Below are 264 nucleotides of genomic sequence, written 5' to 3'. Positions count from 1 at the left end.
GGAAGGCTGTGGTCTCCGACTGGATGGAGATGGAGCAGAAGCGTGGGATCTCCATCACCTCGGCGGCACTGCAGTTCGAGTACGGCGACAACGTGATCAACCTGCTCGACACCCCAGGGCACGCGGACTTCTCAGAGGACACGTATCGCGTCCTGGCGGCTGTCGACTGCGCCGTGATGTTGCTCGACGCCGCGAAGGGCCTGGAGCCGCAGACGCTGAAGCTGTTCGACGTCTGCCGGCACCGGGGCATACCCGTCATCACGT

Annotated in this window: 1 protein-coding gene; it reads left to right on the top strand. The window is 64.0% G+C overall.

Going from position 1 to position 264, the window contains the following annotated elements; genetic code table 11:
- A partial coding sequence (locus tag ELR45_RS39625) for a GTP-binding protein (RefSeq protein WP_205857554.1) occupies positions 1–264 on the top strand: 264 nt, incomplete at both ends.

It is taken from the genome of Phytoactinopolyspora endophytica (genome assembly GCF_004138495.1).
GTDB classification, from domain to species: domain Bacteria; phylum Actinomycetota; class Actinomycetes; order Jiangellales; family Jiangellaceae; genus Phytoactinopolyspora; species Phytoactinopolyspora endophytica.
Note: the sequence above shows the minus strand (reverse complement) of the source record. Positions and strands in the feature narration are given on the sequence as shown.